13 protein-coding genes are annotated in these 16,209 nt (G+C 71.0%); 5 read left to right on the forward strand and 8 right to left on the reverse strand.

Translation table 11 applies throughout. The features are described from left to right. Positions 1–124 precede the first annotated feature (124 nt). Positions 125–364, forward strand: a complete 240-nt coding sequence (locus CP984_RS10405) for a hypothetical protein (protein WP_003982657.1) — start codon at positions 125–127, stop codon at positions 362–364. 126 nt (positions 365–490) lie between these two features. Beyond that, the gene (locus CP984_RS10410; RefSeq protein WP_003982658.1) at positions 491–1,042 is read left to right on the forward strand and encodes a PH domain-containing protein; all 552 of its coding nucleotides are present in this window, start codon (positions 491–493) and stop codon (positions 1,040–1,042) included. An 82-nt stretch (positions 1,043–1,124) separates the two neighbouring features. On the opposite strand, the gene CP984_RS10415 is transcribed toward CP984_RS10410, so the two are convergent. The 6 genes from CP984_RS10415 to eccD form a co-directional block, all read right to left on the reverse strand. Beyond that, positions 1,125–1,577 (reverse strand): tetratricopeptide repeat protein, encoded by a 453-nt coding sequence (locus CP984_RS10415; RefSeq protein WP_003982659.1) that lies wholly within the window; start codon positions 1,575–1,577, stop codon positions 1,125–1,127. A 12-nt stretch (positions 1,578–1,589) separates the two neighbouring features. Then, positions 1,590–2,342 carry a 4-hydroxy-tetrahydrodipicolinate reductase gene (dapB, locus tag CP984_RS10420; RefSeq protein WP_003982660.1) on the reverse strand — a complete coding sequence of 251 codons (753 nt, stop codon included), beginning with the start codon at positions 2,340–2,342 and terminating at the stop codon, positions 1,590–1,592. A 47-nt stretch (positions 2,343–2,389) separates the two neighbouring features. After that, positions 2,390–3,769, reverse strand: coding sequence for a M16 family metallopeptidase (locus tag CP984_RS10425; protein WP_003982662.1), 1,380 nt, complete (start codon positions 3,767–3,769; stop codon positions 2,390–2,392). After that, entirely contained in the window at positions 3,766–5,976 is a 2,211-nt protein-coding gene (locus CP984_RS10430; RefSeq protein ID WP_003982663.1) for a polyribonucleotide nucleotidyltransferase, read from the reverse strand. The genes CP984_RS10425 and CP984_RS10430 overlap by 4 nt, the downstream gene beginning before the upstream one ends. A 300-nt stretch (positions 5,977–6,276) precedes the next feature. After that, a complete protein-coding gene (gene rpsO, locus CP984_RS10435; protein WP_003982664.1) occupies positions 6,277–6,564 on the reverse strand; it encodes a 30S ribosomal protein S15 in 288 nt (95 codons plus the stop codon). A gap of 211 nt (positions 6,565–6,775) precedes the next feature. Next, on the reverse strand, positions 6,776–8,248 hold the full coding sequence (gene eccD / locus CP984_RS10440; protein ID WP_003982665.1) for a type VII secretion integral membrane protein EccD: 1,473 nt from the start codon (positions 8,246–8,248) through the stop codon (positions 6,776–6,778). 281 nt (positions 8,249–8,529) lie between these two features. Between eccD and CP984_RS10445 the strand changes: the two genes are divergently transcribed. After that, positions 8,530–12,486, forward strand: coding sequence for a type VII secretion protein EccC (locus CP984_RS10445; RefSeq protein WP_003982666.1), 3,957 nt, complete (start codon positions 8,530–8,532; stop codon positions 12,484–12,486). A gap of 254 nt (positions 12,487–12,740) precedes the next feature. Here the strand turns inward: CP984_RS10445 and CP984_RS10450 are convergent, their stop codons facing one another. Continuing rightward, a complete protein-coding gene (locus tag CP984_RS10450) occupies positions 12,741–13,559 on the reverse strand; it encodes a WXG100 family type VII secretion target (protein ID WP_003982667.1) in 819 nt (272 codons plus the stop codon). Next, positions 13,556–13,864: a hypothetical protein gene (locus tag CP984_RS10455; protein ID WP_030373858.1), complete on the reverse strand. Its 309-nt coding sequence runs from the start codon at positions 13,862–13,864 to the stop codon at positions 13,556–13,558. Before CP984_RS10455 ends, CP984_RS10450 begins: the two co-directional genes overlap by 4 nt. 273 nt (positions 13,865–14,137) lie before the next feature. Here CP984_RS10455 and CP984_RS10460 point away from each other — a divergent pair, with 273 nt between their 5' ends. Next, positions 14,138–14,563: a hypothetical protein gene (locus tag CP984_RS10460; RefSeq protein WP_226048640.1), complete on the forward strand. Its 426-nt coding sequence runs from the start codon at positions 14,138–14,140 to the stop codon at positions 14,561–14,563. Positions 14,564–14,859: 296 nt separating this feature from the next. Then, on the forward strand, positions 14,860–16,173 hold the full coding sequence (locus CP984_RS10465; protein WP_030182258.1) for a hypothetical protein: 1,314 nt from the start codon (positions 14,860–14,862) through the stop codon (positions 16,171–16,173). The last annotated feature ends 36 nt before the right edge of the window (positions 16,174–16,209 follow it).

Here is a 16,209-nt window from a genome sequence, read left to right on the forward strand (position 1 = left end):
TCGTCCGGCTCGAACTCTGCGCGATATTTTTCACAGAAGTTGCGGAAAACGGGCACCAAACGGACGCGACAGTCGTCTAACCCTGTGACAGTGCCCACTTCGAGGTTCCAAGGAGAGCCCGCTCATGTTCCGCCGGCGAGAGCCCGTGCCGTTCGCCTTCGTCGCCGAGGCCGATCGGTTCCGCAGCAATGTCGCGCCCCCGCCCCGAGAACGCGTCAGTCGTGCCCAGCTCGCGGGCCGCTCACTGATCGGCCTGACGGTCGTCGGCGGTCTCGCCGGCGCCCTGCTGTTCGGCGTTCCGGCCCTCCAGCAGGAGACCGCCGGTGTCGGCACCCACCAGTCCGAGGCGGCGCACGGCCGCTGATCCGGCCGGGCGGTCCACGCGTGCGCGTCGCGCGTGCCGCCCGGCACGAAGTGGTTCCGGCACGTAAGTCCCGATAACCTCACCGGTCACAGCCTTCGTCCGCGTGCCCTGGAGTGAGGACCCGCCGTGCCCCTGACCTTCCTGACGGCCGACCGCGACCTCGACGACCAGGCCGTCGATGCGGCCCCGCTGCCCCATGCCGGGCCCGACCACTGGCGCCGTCCCTACCGTCCGGGCCCCGGGCGGGTGGGGACGGCGGCCCTGTTTCTGCTGCTGGCCTCGTTCGTCCTGCTGTCCGCCGTGATCATCGTCGCCGCGGGCGCGCTGCCCGCCGCCGCGGTCTGCACCGGTGTCGCGCTTGTGATCATCGCGCTGTCGGTGCGCTTCCTGCGGGTGGGCGTGTGGGTCAGCGCCCACGGCCTGCGGCAGGTGGAGCTGCTGCGCACGACGACGCTGCGCTGGAGCGAGGTGGCCGCCGTCCGTACCGTCCAGCGCCCGGTGCGCTGGCTGGGGCTGCCGCGGACGGTGCAGGGCCAGGCGCTGGTCGTCGAGCGGCGGGGCGGCGCCACGCTGCGTACGCTCGTCACGGACCACAACGGGGACTTCATGGGGCGGCCCGAGGCGTTCGAGCGGGCCGCCGACGTGCTGGAGGCGTGGGCGGCGGAGTACCGCCGGTAGACGCGCGCCGGGGCCGGTCCCTGGTGCGGAACCGGCCCCGGTCGGCGACCCGCCCGTACGTCGCGGGTCGCGCCCGTACGCCTCAGGCCCGTACCGGCTTGCCGTCGTGCAGCGCGATGGCCCGCTGCATCGCCTTGCGGGCCCGCGGTGTGTCCCGGGCGTCGTGGTAGGCGACCGCCAGCCGGAACCAGGTGCGCCAGTCCTCCGGCGCCCGCTCGGTCTCGGCGCGCCGCCGGTCGAAGACCTCGTCGGCGGAGTCCCGGTCGATACGGCCGCCCGGGGTGCGCTTCAGCTCGTCGACCGGCAGCCCGCCCTCGGCCTCCAGTTCGCGCGCCAGGCGGCCGGCCTTGCGCGCGAACTGGGTGGTGTGCCAGAGGAACCACAGCCCGATGAACGGCAGGATCAGGACGGCCACGCCGAACGCGACGGTCAGCGCGGTGCCCTGCTCGATGAGCAGGACGCCGCGGCTGCCGACGAGGACGAAGTAGACGACCAGGACCGCCGCGAGGACGCAGTAGGTGATCTTTGCTCGCACCGTCGGGCCCCGTCAGTCCAGGTCGAGGAAGTTCTCCAGGCCCACGGTCAGGCCGGGAGTGGCCACCACGCGGCGCGCGCCGAGCAGGATGCCCGGCATGAAGCTGCTGTGGTGGAGCGAGTCGTGGCGGATGGTGAGGGTCTCCCCCACCCCGCCGAGCAGCACCTCCTGGTGGGCCAGGAGGCCGCGCAGCCGTACGGAGTGCACGGGGACGCCGTCCACGTCCGCGCCCCGTGCGCCGTCCAGCGCGCTGCTCGTGGCGTCCGGCTGCGGCGGGCAGTCCGCGGCGGCGCGGGCCTCGGCGATCAGCTTGGCCGTACGGGCCGCGGTGCCCGAGGGCGCGTCGGCCTTGTTCGGGTGGTGCAGCTCGATGACCTCGGCCGACTCGAAGAACCGGGCCGCCTGCTGGGCGAACCGCATGGTCAGCACCGCGCCGATGGAGAAGTTCGGGGCGATGAGCACGCCCGTACGGGGCGACGCGTCGAGCCACCCACGCAGCCGCGCCAGGCGCTCGTCGGTCCAGCCGGTGGTGCCGACGACGCCGTGGATGCCGTTGCGGACGCAGAACTCCAGGTTGTCCATGACCGCGTCGGGGTGGGTCAGCTCGACCGCCACCTGCGCCCCGGCCTCGGTCAGGGTCTCCAGCGTGTCGCCCCGCCCGAGGGCGGCGACCAGCTCCATGTCCTCGGCGGCCTCGACCGCCCGTACGGCTTCGGAGCCGATGCGCCCCTTGGCGCCGATGACCGCCACGCGCAGCTTGCTCATCGTTTCCCGCTCTCTTCCTCTTAGCCCTGGTACGTCTAACAGTCAGGTCAGGCGACCGCGTCGTGCAGCCGCTGCGCCTGCCGGTCCTTCAGCGGGCCGATCACGGACAGCGAGGGACGCTGCCCCAGTACATCGCGTGCCAGCTCCCGGACCTCGTCCGGGGTGACCGCCGCTATCCGCGCCAGCATGTCGTCGACGGACATCTGGGCGCCCCAGCACAGCTCGCTCTTGCCGATGCGGTTCATCAGCGCGCCGGTGTCCTCCAGGCCCAGGACCGTCGAACCGCGCAGCTGTCCTATCGCGCGGCGGATCTCGTCGTCGGTCAGGCCCTCGGACGCGACCTGGTCGAGCTGGTCGCGGCAGATCTTCAGTACGTCGTCGACCTGGCTGGGGCGGCAGCCCGCGTACACGCCGAACAGGCCGCAGTCGGCGTAGCCGGAGGTGTACGAGTACACGCTGTAGGCCAGGCCGCGCTTCTCCCGTACCTCCTGGAAGAGGCGGGAGCTCATGCCGCCGCCGAGGGCCGTGTTCAGCACGCCCATCGCCCAGCGGCGCTCGTCGGTGCGGGCCAGGCCCGGCACGCCGAGGATCACATGGGCCTGCTCGGACTTGCGGTTGAGCAGTTCCACGCGGCCGGCCGTACGGATCCTGCGGGAGCCGTCGCGCGGGGCCGTCGGGGTGGCGTCCGTACGGTCGAGGGCGCCGGCCTTCTCGAAGGCGGCGCGCACCATGCGGACGACCTTGGCGTGGTCGACGTTGCCGGCGGCGGCGACGACCAGGCGGGTCGGGTCGTAGTGCTTCTTGTAGAAGCGGCGGATGCGCTCGGGGGTGAGGGCGTTGACCGTGTCCACGGAGCCGAGCACGGGGCGGCCGAGGGGGGTGTCGCCGAGCATGGTGTGCGCGAACAGGTCGTGCACGCAGTCGCCCGGGTCGTCCTCGGTCATGGCGATCTCTTCGAGGATCACGCCGCGCTCGGCCTCGACGTCCTCCGGCTCGATGAGCGAGCCGGTCAGCATGTCGCAGACCACGTCGATGGCGAGCGGCAGGTCGGTGTCCAGCACCCGCGCGTAGTAGCAGGTGTACTCCTTCGCCGTGAAGGCGTTCATCTCGCCGCCGACCTCGTCGATGGCGGCGGAGATGTCCAGCGCGCTGCGCTTCCTGGTGCCCTTGAAGAGCAGGTGCTCCAGGTAGTGGGTGGCGCCGTTCAGCGAAGGGGTCTCGTCGCGGGAGCCGACGTGCGCCCAGATGCCGAAGGTCACGGAGCGTACGGAGGGCAGGGTCTCGGTGACCACGCGCAGGCCGCCGGGCAGGACCGTCTTGCGGACCGTACCGGCGCCGGCGGTGCCCTTGAGAAGCGTTTGGGTACGGGCGACGGCCCGCCCCTCCGAAGAGGTGCGGGCCGTCGTCCGTGAGCTACGGGACGTCACTTGGCGGCGTCGTCCTTCGCCTCGTCCTCGCCCTCGATGACCGGAGCCAGCGACAGCTTGCCGCGCTGGTCGATCTCGGCGATCTCCACCTGGACCTTGGCGCCCACGGCGAGCACGTCCTCGACGTTCTCGACGCGCTTGCCGCCGGCCAGCTTGCGGATCTGCGAGATGTGCAGCAGACCGTCCTTGCCCGGGAGCAGGGAGACGAACGCACCGAAGGTGGTGGTCTTGACGACCGTGCCCAGGTAGCGCTCGCCGACCTCCGGCATGGTCGGGTTGGCGATGCCGTTGATCGTGGCGCGGGCGGCCTCGGCGGCCGGGCCGTCGGCGGCACCGATGTAGATGGTGCCGTCGTCCTCGATCGTGATGTCGGCGCCGGTGTCCTCCTGGATCTGGTTGATCATCTTGCCCTTGGGGCCGATGACCTCACCGATCTTGTCCACCGGGATCTTGACGGTGATGATGCGCGGCGCGTTCGGGGACATCTCGTCCGGAACGTCGATCGCCTCGTTCATCACGTCCAGGATGTGCAGACGGGCGTCGCGGGCCTGCTTGAGGGCCGCGGCCAGCACGGACGCCGGGATGCCGTCCAGCTTGGTGTCCAGCTGCAGGGCGGTGACGAACTGCTTCGTACCGGCGACCTTGAAGTCCATGTCGCCGAACGCGTCCTCCGCACCGAGGATGTCGGTGAGGGCGACGTAGTGCGTCTTGCCGTCGATCTCCTCGGAGATCAGGCCCATGGCGATGCCGGCGACCGGGGCCTTGAGCGGCACACCGGCGTTCAGCAGCGACATCGTCGAGGCGCAGACCGAGCCCATCGAGGTCGAGCCGTTGGAGCCCAGCGCCTCGGAGACCTGGCGGATGGCGTACGGGAACTCCTCGCGCGTCGGCAGCACCGGCACGATGGCGCGCTCGGCGAGCGCGCCGTGGCCGATCTCGCGGCGCTTGGGCGAGCCCACGCGGCCGGTCTCGCCGACCGAGTACGGCGGGAAGTTGTAGTTGTGCATGTAGCGCTTGCGGGTCACCGGGGAGAGGGTGTCCAGCTGCTGCTCCATGCGGAGCATGTTCAGGGTGGTGACGCCCAGGATCTGGGTCTCGCCACGCTCGAACAGGGCCGAGCCGTGCACCCGCGGGATGGCCTCGACCTCGGCGGCGAGCGTACGGATGTCCGTCACGCCACGGCCGTCGATGCGGACCTTCTCCTTGATGACGCGCTCGCGCACCAGGCTCTTGGTCAGCGCGCGGTAGGCGGCGGAGATCTCCTTCTCGCGGCCCTCGAACTCCGGCAGCAGCTTCTCGGCGGCCAGCGCCTTGACGCGGTCCAGCTCGGCCTCGCGCTCCTGCTTGCCGGCGATGGTCAGGGCCTGGGCCAGCTCGCCCTTGACGGCCTTGGTCAGCGCCTCCAGGACGTCGTCCTGGAAGTCGAGGAAGATCGGGAACTCGCCGACCGGCTTAGCGGCCTTGGCGGCCAGGTCCGACTGGGCCCGGCACAGCACCTTGATGAAGGGCTTGGCGGCCTCCAGACCGGCGGCGACGACCTCCTCGGTGGGGGCCTCGGCGCCGTCCTTGACCAGCTGGATGGTCTTCTCGGTGGCCTCGGCCTCGACCATCATGATCGCGACGTCGCCGTCCGGGAGGACACGGCCGGCCACGACCATGTCGAAGACCGCGTTCTCCAGCTCGGTGTGGGTCGGGAAGGCGACCCACTGGCCGTTGATCAGGGCGACGCGGGTGCCGCCGATCGGGCCGGAGAAGGGCAGGCCGGCCAGCTGCGTGGAGCAGGAGGCGGCGTTGATGGCGACCACATCGTAGAGGTGGTCGGGGTTGAGCGCCATGATCGTCTCGACGATCTGGATCTCGTTGCGCAGGCCCTTCTTGAAGGAGGGGCGCAGCGGCCGGTCGATCAGGCGGCAGGTGAGGATCGCGTCCTCGGACGGCCGGCCCTCACGGCGGAAGAAGGAGCCGGGGATCTTCCCGGCAGCGTACATCCGCTCCTCGACGTCCACGGTCAGCGGGAAGAAGTCCAGCTGGTCCTTGGGGTTCTTCGAAGCGGTGGTGGCCGACAGCACCATGGTGTCGTCGTCCAGGTACGCGACGGCGGAGCCGGCGGCCTGCTTGGCCAGGCGGCCCGTCTCGAAGCGGATGGTGCGGGTGCCGAAGGAGCCGTTGTCGATGACGGCCTCGGCGTAGTGGGTCTCGTTCTCCACCAGGGATATCTCCTCGTCTGCGTCCGCCGCCCGTGTGGCTGCGGACCTTCGTCGGTGGAGCGCCGGAATTGCGGGCCGGTCTTCGATCGAAGCACCCGGATACGGGGCCGCGCGGTCGTCCGCGTGCCATCCGGGGGCCACTACCGAGGACCGGCGGCTGAAGGGCGCCCCACCTCGTTCGCTATGGCGTTATGGGACCAGACTACAAAGTCCGGGTCCACCAGGCAGTGGACCGGACGTCCGGTGCGTACGGCAAAGGGAGCGGCCCCCGGGTGTGGGAACCGCTCCCTTCACGTCGTCCTACTTGGCGCCCGCCGCGCCGCGGCGGATGCCCAGGCGCTCGACCAGCGCGCGGAAGCGCGTGATGTCCTTCTTCGCCAGGTACTGCAGCAGGCGGCGGCGCTGGCCGACGAGCAGCAGCAGACCACGGCGGGAGTGGTGGTCGTGCTTGTGGACCTTGAGGTGCTCGGTCAGGTCCGAGATGCGGCGGGAAAGCATCGCGACCTGGACCTCGGGGGAGCCGGTGTCGCCTTCCTTCGTGGCGAACTCGGCCATGATCTGCTTCTTCGTAGCGGCGTCGAGCGACACGCGTACTCCTTGGGGTGTTCCGGGCCTGCGAGCGCCCCTGGATCGTCTTCACAGGGAATCTTTGATTACTCGGTCTAGGCCATCACACAGAGTACCAGCTGCACGGCGGCCCCCTGACCGTTCGGTCAGGGGGCCGTGCGGACGGGTGACCCCGCGTGGTGCGGATGTCACCCGTACGAGGAGCTTTCCGGGCTCCTACGAGAGTACGGGGCTACGAGGAGCTGGTCAGGCCGCGCACGGTGCCGTACACGTCCAGCACCGCCAGGCACAGCGGTACCAGCGACAGCAGGACGACGCCGTCGAAGATGTCGAAGACGCGGCCCCAGAAGGGGGTGACGCCCTTCTTCGGGACGACCAGGCCCACGCCGACCAGGACGGCGGCGCCCGCCGCGATGCTGGCGGAGAACCAGACCGTACGGATGTTGAGCGGCCCGGAGTCACCGAAGCGCGCGAGGTCGGCGAGGATGTCGACCGGCGGGTGCAGCGAGATGCCCAGGATGAGCAGCACGACCGTCAGGATGCCGGCCACCGTCAGGCAGGCGACCTGCGCGGTGTAGTCGAAGAGCCGGGCGCGCAGCATGATCGTGATGCCCGCGGCCAGCGCGAGCAACTGCGCCCAGACGTTGTCGGAGAAGCCGAGGACGACGCCGGCCGCGCCGACGACCAGGGCGGAGCAGCCCGCGACCAGGCCGAGCAGCAGTTCGTGGCCGCGCTTGGCCTGATTGCCGATCTTGATGAAGTCGACCGACTCGGTCATCGCGTCCTGGTCCCCGTCGTGCGGACCCTTGGCGATCTGGTCCGGGGACTTGTAGCCGATGGGCAGCCGGGCGAAGCGCGAGGACAGGCTGGGGAGCCAGGCGACGACGGCGATGGCGACGACGGCGGTGACCGCGGCGACCTCGCGCGGCTCGGCCTCGGTGAGGATGGACGCGAAGACCGCGAGGGTGCCGATGCTGGCCAGGAAGGCGGCGGCCACGAAGGGCGCGTCGCCGCGCGGCAGCAGCACCACGAGCAGCACCGACGCGATCAGTACGGTCACACAGCCGACCAGGAACTGCAGGCGCCCCGGGCCCTCGCCGTCGGCCACCGGCATGATGCCGGAACCGGCGAGCAGCAGGTGCGGCAGCGAGGCCAGGCCCAGCGCGATGGAGGAGGCGTGGTCGTCGTAGACCCGGGCCCGTACGCCGGACAGGGCGACCAGGACGATGCCGGTGACGCCCGCGATGATGCCGGGCAGGCGGTGCATGTCGCGGTCGACCGGGTTCGAGAACCACAGCGCGAACGCCATCATGACGAGCAGCAGCACGCCGGCGGTGAGGCCGACGATGTTCATCAGGTCGTCGCTCCAGCGGTTGCGGTTGCGCTTGACCGCGGAGGCGACGGCGTCCGAGACGTCGTCGAAGACGGGCAGCGGCAGCGACTCGGCGAACGGCCGCAGCAGGAGCAGGTCACCGTCGAGGATGCGCTGCTGCGCGAGGGACTGGCCGGCGTCCAGGACCGTGCCGTCCCGGCGCACCAGGTGGTAACCGGTGGGGGCGCCCTCCGCCTGGGACTGGCCGGAGAGCCGCAGGATCTCCGGATAAATATCGACGAGTGCGACATCCTCGGGCAGTGCCACGTCGATCCGTGCGTCCGGCGCGGCGACTGTGACCCGGCAGAAGCCGGTGCCTGTAGTCGTGCTCACCTGGCGGTTCCCCCTATCCGTTGGGCAGTTTGTCGCGTGCGTGCCTTATATATAGGGGCGCCGCCACCGTGCCTTATATATCGGGACGTCGTTACGGGGCCTTGGGCGCGCTCGCGAGGCGTCAGCGTACCCCCCAATTAGGCCGCCGCCCCACCCGCCCCGGCACTTGACCGTTAACAGTAGGATCAACGCCTGCGTCGGGCCATGGACTTGGTCCGGGGGACCGTCGAACCAACGGGGGCGGTCCGAGACTGCGAGATGCATGAAGGACTGATGCCTCGGTGAGCGTTGTCATCGTCAAGCGCCCGCCCCGCGCGCTTCCACCCGAAATCCCCAGTGAGGAGTTGACGCTCGAAGCTCCCCCGGAGCTGCCTCGCGAGGGCGAGGACAACATGCTGATGAACCTCATGCCGATGATGGGCATGGCGGGTTCGGCGGGATTCTTGTTCATGGGCACCCAGCCGTTCATGAAGATCATGGGCGGCGTGATGGTGGTTTCCACCCTCGCGATGGCTATTGTCCAGATCGTCAAGGCCCGGCAAGGGCCTTCCGGGCAAATGCTCCAGGAGCGTCAGGATTACCTCAAATACCTGGCGCAGAAGCGAAAGGAAGTACGGCGCACCGCACGCAAACAGCGTGACGCACAGCTTTTCGTCCATCCCGATCCGGGCCAATTGTGGTCGATCGTGGCCGAGGGCAAACGCGTTTGGGAACGCCGGGCTTCGGATGCCGACTTCGCACAGGTACGGATGGGACTCGGCCCGCAGCAGCTGGCGACGCCCCTGAAGGCCCCGGAGACCGCGCCGGTCGACGAGCTGGAACCGCTCACCGCGCACGCGATGAAGGAATTCCTCGACAAGCACGGGCATTTGGACTCGCTGCCGCTCGCGGTCTCGCTGCGCGCCTTCTACCACCTGACGATCTCGGGCGAACCGGACACCGTGTACGGGTCGGCGCGCGCCATCCTCGCGCAGCTGTGCACGCTGCACTCGCCGGAGGACCTGGTGGTGGCCGTGGTGGCCGCGCCGGGCGCGCAGGCCGAGTGGGAGTGGACCAAGTGGCTGCCGCACGTCCAGGACAAGACCACCGACGGCGCCGGCACCCGGCGGCTGGTGGTCGGTGACCTCGGCGAGATCGAGGAACTGCTGGCCGACGAGCTGGAGGGCCGCGGCCGGTTCAACCCGCAGGGCACGCCGGTCACCGACACCCCGCACGTCGTGGTCGTGCTGGACGCCGGCGACGTGCCGGTGGACTCGGTGATCGCCGGGGCCGAGGGCCTCCAGGGCGTGACGATCCTGGAGATCGTGCCGGGCGAGCTGGACGAGATCCGCGGCGGCCTGGCCGTACAGGTGTGGCCGGGCAAGCTGGTGCTGGAGTCGGCGAGCGGCGCGGTCTACAACGGCACCGTGGACACCCTGTCGGTCGCCGAGGCGGAGGCGCTGGCGCGCCAGCTCGCGCCGCTGCGGGCCGGTTCGGGCGCCGACGGCGAGGAGCCGCTGCTGTCCAACTTGGACTTCACGGACCTGATGAACATCGGCGACGCCGGTGCGGTGGACGTCTCGCGCACCTGGCGCCCGCGCACGCTGCACGAGCGGCTGCGCGTGCCGATCGGTGTCGACCGGGACGGCCAGCCCGTCATGCTGGACATCAAGGAGGCGTCGCAGGAGGGCATGGGCCCGCACGGCCTGTGCGTCGGCGCGACCGGTTCCGGCAAGTCCGAGGTGCTGCGCACCCTGGTGCTCGCGCTGGCCGTCACCCACTCCTCGGAGACGCTCAACTTCATCCTCGCGGACTTCAAGGGCGGCGCCACCTTCACCGGTATGTCCGACATGCCGCACGTGGCGGCGGTCATCACCAACCTGGCCGACGACGTCAGCCTGATCGACCGCATGCGCGACTCGATCACCGGTGAGCTGCAGCGCCGTCAGGAACTGCTGCGCTCGGCGGGCAACTACGCCAACATCACCGACTACGAGAAGGCCCGCGCGGCCGGCGCCCCGCTGGACCCGCTGCCCTCGCTGGTGATGGTGCTCGACGAGTTCTCCGAGCTGCTGACCGCCAAGCCGGACTTCATCGACATGTTCATCCAGATCGGCCGGATCGGCCGTTCGATGGGTGTGCACATGCTGCTCGCCTCGCAGCGCCTGGAAGAGGGCAAGCTGCGCGGCCTGGACACGTTCCTGTCGTACCGGCTGGGTCTGCGGACGTTCTCCGCGGCCGAGTCCCGTACGGCGATCGGCGTCCCGGACGCCTACCACCTGCCCAACGTCCCGGGTTCCGGCATCCTGAAGTACGACACCGAAACGATGGTGCAGTTCAAGGCCGCGTACGTCTCCGGCCCGTACCGCGGGCCCGGGGCCACCGGAGGCGGCGGGGGCGGCCGGACGAACCGGATGCCGGTGCCGTTCACCGCGTCGCCGGTGCTGGCGCCGATCGTCGAGGAGATCGTCGCCGAGGAGCCGTCGCTCGCCGACCAGCAGGACGACGCGCTCGCCGACACCGTCCTGGACGTGATCGTCCAGCGGATGCAGGGCCAGGGTCCGCCGGCGCACCAGGTGTGGCTGCCGCCGCTGGACGAGTCCCCCACCGTCAACCAGCTGCTCCCGGCGCTCGCGGTCACGCCCGAGCGGGGCGTGCACGCCCCGGAGTACACGGCGCTCGGCAAGCTGGTCGTGCCGGTCGCGCTCGTGGACAAGCCGTTCGAGCAGCGGCGTGACGTGATGTACCTGGACTTCTCCGCGGGCGCCGGTCACGGCCTGGTCGTCGGTGGTCCGCAGTCCGGCAAGTCGACGCTGATCCGGTCCGCCATGGCGGGCTTCGCGCTCACCCACACCCCGGCCGAGGTGCAGTTCTACTGCCTCGACTTCGGTGGCGGCGGCATGCTGGCCATGGAGGAGCTGCCGCACGTCGGCGGAGTCGCCTCCCGCCTGGACGCCGAGAAGGTGCGCCGTACGGTCGCCGAGGTCGTCGGCATCCTCAACGAGCGCGAGGAGTTCTTCCGCGCCAACAGCATCGACTCCATGGGGACGTACCGCCAGCGGCGCGCCGCCGGTTCCTACCCGGACCAGAAGTGGGGCGACGTCTTCCTCATCATCGACGGCTGGGGCACGTTCAAGACCGACTACGAGCAGCTCGACCCGGTCATCCTGGACATCGCCAGCCGCGGTCTGGGCTTCGGCATCCACCTGATCCTCGGCGCCTCCCGGTACACCGAGGTGCGGCCGGCGCTGCGCGACCAGCTGCTCAACCGCGTGGAACTGCGGCTCGGCGACCCGATGGAGTCGGAGTTCGACCGCAAGCGCGCGGAGAACGTGCCGATGGGCCGCCCCGGCCGCGGTTTGTCCCCCGAGAAGCTGGACTACCTGGCGGCGCTGCCCCGTATCGACGGCGTCCAGGAGGCGGAGAGCCTCAGCGACGGCATGGCGCACCTGGTGGCCACCGTCAAGGAGCACTGGCAGGGCGAGCCCGCCCCGAAGGTGCGGATGCTGCCGACGCTGCTCCCGGCGAGCGACCTGCCCAAGGGCGGCGACTACCCGGAGCACGGCATCGCGATCGGTGTCGACGAGACGACGCTGTCCCCGGCGTTCATCGACTTCGAGACCGACCCGCTGCTGGTCATCTACGGCGAGAGCGAGTCCGGCAAGTCCTCGCTGCTGCGTCTGATCGCCAAGCAGATCTCGGAGCGCTACTCCTCCGACAAGGCGCTCATGGTGGTCTCCGACTACCGGCGCGCGCTGCTCGGGGAGATCCCCGAGAGCCACATGTACAAGTACTGCGCCGCGGGACCGCAGCTCCAGGAGGTCATCACCGGGCTCGCCGGTTCCCTGGGCCGCCGGATGCCGGGGCCGGACGTCACGCCGGAGCAGCTGCGCAACCGCAGCTGGTACGACCTGCCGGACGCGTTCGTGATCGTGGACGACTACGACCTGGTGGCGACCAGCAGCGGCAACCCGCTGCAGCCGCTGCTGGAGTACCTGCCGTTCGCCCGCGACCTGGGCCTGCGCCTGATCCTGGCGCGCAGCTCGTCGGGTGCGGGGCGGTCCTCGTTCGAGCCGGTGATGCAGCGTACGAAGGAGCTGGGCGCCCAGGGTCTGATCCTTTCGGGCGACCCGGGCGAGGGTCCGCTGATGGGCAACATCAAGGCGACCAGCCTGACGCCGGGCCGTGCGCAGTTCATCACGCGCAAGCGCGGGGCGCAGCTGGTACAGACCGGGTGGCTGCCGGCGCACAGCGGCTGACGGAGGCGTGGGGCGGCTGGACGGGCCGCCCCACGCAAAGGCCGGTGGGGCAACTCTCCTCGGGAGGGCGCCCCATCGGCGTTGCGGGGCCGCTACGGGGCCGCGTGGCGGCGCAGACCGGATGGCTGACGGAGGCGAGGAGCGGCTGGACGGGCCGCTCCACGCACAAAGCATGGTGGGGCGCCTCTCCTTCGGGAGGGGCGCCCCACCGGCGTTGGAGGGTCGCTACGGGGCCGTGTGGCGGCGCGACGGGCTCAGCCGAAGGCGCCGTGGCGGCGGACGTCGGGTTCCTTGGCCGCGTTGTCGGGCTGCTTGCCGGCGTCGCCTCCGGGGGCGGGCTGCGGGGCGTCCGTGGCCTTGCCCGCCGCTCCGGTTCCGCTGGGCTTCTCGCCGGGAGCCTTGGTGGGCTTGGCGCCCGGAGCCGCCGGATCGGCGGGGGCCGCGGACCCGGACGGCTTGGCCGCCGTCCCCGGCGTGGCGCCGGAGGCGCCCCCGTCTGCCGCGGGCTCTCCCGTACGTACGCCCTTGGCCACGCCCGCGCCGCCCCGCGCGCTCTTCGCGTCACCGTCCCGTGGCGGGCCGAAGGGGTCGGGCCCCGCGGGCGCGTGGGAGGTCTCCCACCGGGCCGTGAGCGGGGGCCGCTGCCCCTGGCCGCCGCCCTTGCCACCCTTGCCGCGGAAGGCGCCGCCGAGCGACGTGGCGAGCTGGCCCAGGGCCATGAAGCCGTACGCGGTCTGCGTACCGGACGACTGGGCACCGTCGTCCTGGGAGGGAGCCGGTGCGGAGTCGTGAGCGCCGGAGCCCGCGCCCGCGTGCGCCTCCTTGTCCTGGGCGGCGGCGTTCTCCAGGTCGGCGGCGGCCAGTTCGAAGACCGGCAGCGTCTCGTCGACGGACCGCTTGAGGCGGTGCCACTCCGCCGCGAACGCCTCGCCCGCCGGCCCCTGCCAGTTGGCCGCGGCGGCCTCGCCCACGTGCCGGTCCAGGCCCCGTACGAGGCCGTCCAGGTGCTTGCCCATGTCCCGCCAGCCGGCCGCCGCCTCGTGCAGGGCCTGGGGATTGCGCCGCTCGGTCACCGGACCTCCCGGATCGTCTCGACCAGCTCCGCCTCGGCCGCGTCGGTGGCCACGGCGGTCTCCCTGATGCCGCCGGCCACCTCCGCCAGCCGCTCTCGCAGCTGTTCGAGGGCGCGCTCGGCCTGTTCGTACAGCTCCAGGTACGGACCGGCCGCCGCCCGCGAGCCGAACCCGTCGCTCAGCGCCTCGGCGTCGGTGCGCCGTCTGAAAGCGGTCAGCTGCCGGCCCAGGTCGTCCGCGGATATCTCGAACTGCGTACCGAGCTTGTGCAGCTCCTCGGTACTGATCCGGACCTCGTCTGACATCATTTCTCCCCGAATTGTTTGGCGCAGCTCGAATGACGCGGCTCGAATGGCGCGGCGACCTGCCGGACAAGGCCCCAGGTCTAGCACACCCGATAGCGGCCGACCGCCGCGGCCGAAGCGGCGGGACGGCAGTACGGCGGAAGGAAAAAGGGACCAATATCCCGCAATGCCAACAACCCTCCTTGACGAGCCGTTCGGATCCGTCATTAGACTCTTGACGCCGGTGCAGCACACGCGGTTGCTGTACCACCGAGTTCACCGGGGGCAGAAGACATGAGCGGTATGAGCGGCGCGGGCAATGAGCGGCAGATCCAGGAAGAGGATCTGATGGACGTGGCCCAGGATCGCGAACAGGCGCACCGGCTGCGCAAGGCCCTGCAGACGCTGGCCACCAACCCCAATGTCGGCGGAAAGCTCCAGGAGATGGCCCAGGAGGTGCTCTCCGGGCGGATCGGCATGAAGGACGCCATCCAGTCCGAGGAGTACATGGGCGCGATCGGCGACCGCATGAACGAAATGCGGCGGGCGGCCGAGAACCAGACCCAGGCCGAGCGGGAGGCGTCCCGCGAGCAGTTCGCGAAGTGGCAGAAGGAGCAGGAGGAGCAGGAGGCCCAGGAACGCGCCGAGCGCGACGGCCCCTCGGGCGCCATCGTGACCGGACGGCGGGGCGGCCGGGGCGGCGCCAGCCACCGCAACTGAGCCGCGATCCCGGCTGTTCCAAGCCGGGCGCGCGCCTTTTGCTCCCGTGCACGGCGGCCCGTACGCCGTGCACGGGATTCCTCTCGGGTACGGGCTTGCGACACCTTCGACGGCTTCGGCCCCGATTCACACCTTGTATTCCCGCTCGTCCGCCGCACGGCCGACGAATGATCGCGTACGCCGGTATCCGATCGACTCCGAACGGCACTTGCCGGTTCGCATCGAGTTCTCGACCGGCATTGCTATCGTGCGCGGTCGCGTGCCGGAGAAGCGCACGCGGGAGAGAGCGGAGCAAAATGCCACAAATTCGGGTGCTCAGTAAGGGCGCGCGGATCACGGCGGGCGCCTTGTGCCTGCTTTTCCTTCTGCACACCCTGTACTGGCTGGGACACGATCTTGTATCGACCGGTCCCGGCCCGCTGTGGGATTTGTGGACCGGCGGCACTTCGGTGAGCGGCGGCCGTGGTCCGGGCTCCGGTGGCGTCACGGACGACGGCTATCCGGTCTCGACTCCGTACGAGGTGGGTCTCGCCCTGGTGCAGGGAGCCGCCGTGGTCACCGCGTTCGCCGGGAGGCGGGTGGCCGGCGGCCTGCTGGCGGTGGCGACGGTGCTGACGCTCTCCCTGCGCGTACAGGCCATCGTCAGCACCGGCAGCCACACCTCGACCAACCGCTGGTTCGTCGGCCTGGAGGGCGGCTACAGCAGCGACTCGACCTTCGGGGCAGTCTTCCTCTCGTCGGGTGCGCTGGTGCCGCTGACGCTCATCGCGGCCGTCGTACTGCTGGCCGGCATGCGCACCTGGCCGCGGCCTGGGGCAGACGCCGGTCCGCCCCCGACGCGCCCCGCCGCGCCGGCGGGCCCGGTGTCCGCCATCGCGCTGGGCGCGTCCGCGCTGCTCTGGGTGATCTGGATCTGCTACGTCATGGCGCAGTCCCTCGGCAGCGGGGACGGAGTCCCGCTGGACGTCATCTTCACCGGCCGTGGCCTGCTCGTCAGCCTGCTGGGACTGGCGCCCGGCTGGGTCTGGGCGACCTTCCTGCCGCTGGCCGCGGTCGGCGCACTGCTGGCCGCCACCCGCCGGGTCTCCGCGCGCGGCTTCGCCATCGGCACGGCGCTGGTGGTGCTGCCGGTCAGCTTCCTGGACATGTGCGCCTACCTCCGTACGGGAACGCTCTTCGCCCTGGGTGACTTCGCGCCCTTCGGGGCGCTGCTGAGCCGGGCGCAGATGCTGGTGCATCTGGTCGGTTCGATCGCGGTGCTCGCACTGATGGGGCGGCGCGGGGAGCCGACCCGGCCGGGAATGCCCGGGATGCCGGGGCCGGGTCTGCCGGGCTACGCGGTTCCCGGGGCACCGGGGTTCGCGGGCGCTCCCGCGTACGGGAAGCCGGGCGGGCCGGTGCCTGGTGCGGCGGGGCCTGGCGCACCAATGCCCGGCGGGCCGGTGCCCGGTGCGCCGATGCCTGGCGGATACGGCGGGTACCAGCAGCCTCCGGTCGGCCCGGCGCCGGGCGGCTATCCGGGGCCCGCAGGACCTCCGCCCGCAGGCCCTCCGGCACCCGGTGGTTACCCGCCGCCGCAGGGCGGTTTCGGTCCGCCGCCCACCGGCTGACCTGGGGCTCCGCGGGCGACGGCGGCGGTGTCAGTG

Origin of the sequence: Streptomyces rimosus (genome assembly GCF_008704655.1) — a bacterium.
GTDB classification, from domain to species: domain Bacteria; phylum Actinomycetota; class Actinomycetes; order Streptomycetales; family Streptomycetaceae; genus Streptomyces; species Streptomyces rimosus.